This is a genomic window from Aeromicrobium sp. PFPM2_SD2, assembly GCF_057364525.1.
The window spans coordinates 1-2,488 of sequence record NZ_JBNFNZ010000365.1 but is presented as its reverse complement, the minus strand read 5'-3'; the positions used below and the strand labels follow the sequence as shown (position 1 = coordinate 2,488).

Annotated in this window: 3 protein-coding genes, 1 pseudogene and 1 riboswitch; of the genes and pseudogenes, 3 read left to right on the top strand and 1 reads right to left on the bottom strand. The window is 73.4% G+C overall.

The annotated features are described in order from the left end of the window. Together AC2W7G_RS13645 and AC2W7G_RS13640 are read left to right on the top strand one after the other, a co-directional pair. Positions 1-205 (top strand): DUF3553 domain-containing protein (locus AC2W7G_RS13645; RefSeq protein WP_485868916.1); only part of this gene is annotated, 205 nt, incomplete at its 5' end. Positions 206-368: 163 nt separating this feature from the next. After that, entirely contained in the window at positions 369-959 is a 591-nt protein-coding gene (locus tag AC2W7G_RS13640) for a MerR family transcriptional regulator (RefSeq protein ID WP_485868915.1), read from the top strand. Here AC2W7G_RS13640 and AC2W7G_RS13635 read toward each other — a convergent pair. Beyond that, positions 956-1,732, bottom strand: a complete 777-nt coding sequence (locus tag AC2W7G_RS13635; RefSeq protein WP_485868914.1) for an SDR family NAD(P)-dependent oxidoreductase — start codon at positions 1,730-1,732, stop codon at positions 956-958. The two genes, AC2W7G_RS13640 and AC2W7G_RS13635, sit on opposite strands and share 4 nt — an antisense overlap. Positions 1,733-1,837: 105 nt before the next feature. Next, a riboswitch (glycine riboswitch) is annotated at positions 1,838-1,923 on the top strand. A gap of 70 nt (positions 1,924-1,993) precedes the next feature. Here AC2W7G_RS13635 and AC2W7G_RS13630 point away from each other — a divergent pair. Beyond that, a pseudogene (locus tag AC2W7G_RS13630) lies at positions 1,994-2,488 on the top strand (glycine dehydrogenase (aminomethyl-transferring)); the annotation flags it as partial.

Below are 2,488 nucleotides of genomic sequence, written 5' to 3'. Positions count from 1 at the left end.
CGTGCGCGCCGGCACGTCCGAGCCCGCCGTGGCCCGGCCGCACCCGATCGCACGCGGGGTCGAGCACGACGAGTGGGGCGGCGGCCAGGTCGTGCAGTACGAGGCCGACCGCGTGGTGGTGCTGTTCGACCGCGCCGGCTACCGCACGCTGGACCTGGAGACGGTGCGGGCGAACGACCTGCTGGAGGTCGCGTCGGGGTCCTGACCCGCGCGGTCGGACGTCGTCGCGGACGACACGGCGCGCCGCGCGCGTCGGTCGTTGACCGGGCTAACCCTCACGTTTACCTTGAGACCTGCTGGCGATGACTACACGCGTGGGATTCGTCGCGGTACGCTTCCCCCTAGACCGCACCCGGAAGGTCCCATCGATGATCACGCCCCACGACGACGTCCCGCAGGACGACACCGCGCAGGTCGCGGCCCAGGCCGGCGACCAGGGCCTGCTGTTCGACGACGACCTGGCGCCCGTCCCGGACGACACCGGGTTCCGTGGTCCGACCGCGTGCAACGCCGCCGGCATCACCTACCGCCAGCTCGACTACTGGGCCCGCACCGGCCTGGTCGAGCCGTCGGTCCGCTCGGCCACCGGCTCGGGCACGCAGCGGCTGTACTCGTTCAAGGACATCCTGCTGCTCAAGATCATCAAGCGGCTCCTGGAGGCGGGCGTCTCGCTGCAGCAGATCCGCACCGCGATCGACCACCTGCGCGAGCGCGGCACCGACGACCTGACCCAGGTCACGCTCATGAGCGACGGCGCCAGCGTCTACGAGTGCCGCTCCGCCGACGAGGTCATCGACCTGCTGCGCGGCGGCCAGGGCGTCTTCGGCATCGCCATCGGCGGTGTCTGGAAGGAGATCGAGGGCTCGCTGCACGAGCTGCCCAGCGAGCGCGCGGTCTCCGCCGAGGCCGACGCGGCCGACGAGCTCGCCGCCCGTCGCCGCGCCCGCCAGATCGGCTAGCGCTTCCGCGCGTTGAGGTGCCCGTGGAGCCGGGCCTTCAACGGGTCCGGGGCCAGCTTCACCGCGTGGCGCTGCACCTTGTTGCGCGTCCCGGTGACCACCTCGTGCTTGCCGGCCATCAGCGCCTCGTAGCCCGCCCGGGCCACCATGGCCGGGTCGTCCTTGGTGCTGTCGTCGATGCGCGTGCCCTGCAGGCCCGCCCGGCGGAAGAACTCGGTGTCGGTGGGACCGGGCAGCAGCGCCGTCACGCCCACGCCGTAGTCGGCCAGCTCGACCCGCAGCGCCTCGCTGAGCGACTGCACGAACGACTTGGACGCCGCGTACGTCGCGTTGTAGGGCCCGGGCATCTGCGACGCGATCGACGACGTGAACAGGATCCGACCGTGGCGCCGTGACGCCATCGAGCGCGCCACCGCTTTGGCCAGGTGCACGGTCGAGGCCACGTTGAGGCCGACCAGGCGCAGGTCCGCGTCCAGGGACGTCTCGACGAACGGGCCGCCCACGCCGATGCCGGCGTTGAGCGCGGCCACGTCGATCGGGCGGCGGAGCGCGTCCAGCCAGGCCACCAGGTCCTCGTTGCCCTGGCACGTGGCCAGGTCGGTGACGAACGCCTGGGCCCCCTCGCCGAGCTCGGCGGCCACCTCGTGGATGCGCGGCTCCTCGGCGACGACGACGAGGTCGTGGCCCTCGGCCGCCAGGACGCGCGCGAGCTCCAGGCCGATGCCGGTCGAGGCCCCGGTCACGAGGGCGAAGGGACGGTGCGGGTCGCTCATGGGTTCCTCCTAGGGGGTCGGGCAGGACGTACCCAGCGACGCGCGTCCGTACCGCGGGCGGCACGGACGCCGGGCCGGGCGGCGTGTGTAGGCTGGTGGCGCTGATCACCACGCAGGGGAGAGACCGCTCAGGCGGCGCCGAAGGGGCAACTCCTCCCGGAACTCTCAGGCACCCGGACCCCGCGTGACAGGCAGTCCTGGAACCGCGCGCGGCGACAGGAGGGGAGGGCGTTCCGGCCCCGACCCTCCAGGAGCACGTCCGTGACCTTCGCCGCCCGCCACATCGGCCCCACGCCCGCCGAGCAGGCCGAGATGCTCGCCGCCGTCGGCTACCCCACGCTCGACGCGCTCATGGCCGCCGCCGTGCCCGAGGGCATCCGCACCGCCGCGTCCATGGGCCTGCCCGACGCCGTCGACGAGGCCACCGCCCTGACCGGCCTGCGCGAGCTCGCCGCCCGCAACAACCCCGGCGTCGCCATGATCGGCCTGGGCTACCACCCGACGGTCACCCCGGCCGTGATCCGGCGCAACGTGCTCGAGGACCCGTCCTGGTACACGGCGTACACGCCGTACCAGCCCGAGATCAGCCAGGGCCGGCTCGAGGCCCTGCTCAACTTCCAGACCATGGTCGGCGACCTGACCGGCCTGCCGACGGCGAACTCGTCGCTGCTGGACGAGGGCACCGCGGCGGCCGAGGCGATGACCTGGTGCGCCGCGCCGTCCGCGGCCGGGACGCCGCCCCGGTCGTCCGTCGAC

Bases quoted from the DNA above. Each gene is read 5' to 3' on its own strand.
- AC2W7G_RS13640 (WP_485868915.1), top strand. From the start codon at position 369: ATGATCACGCCCCACGACGACGTCCCGCAGGACGACACCGCGCAGGTC.
- AC2W7G_RS13635 (WP_485868914.1), bottom strand. From the start codon at position 1,732: ATGAGCGACCCGCACCGTCCCTTCGCCCTCGTGACCGGGGCCTCGACC.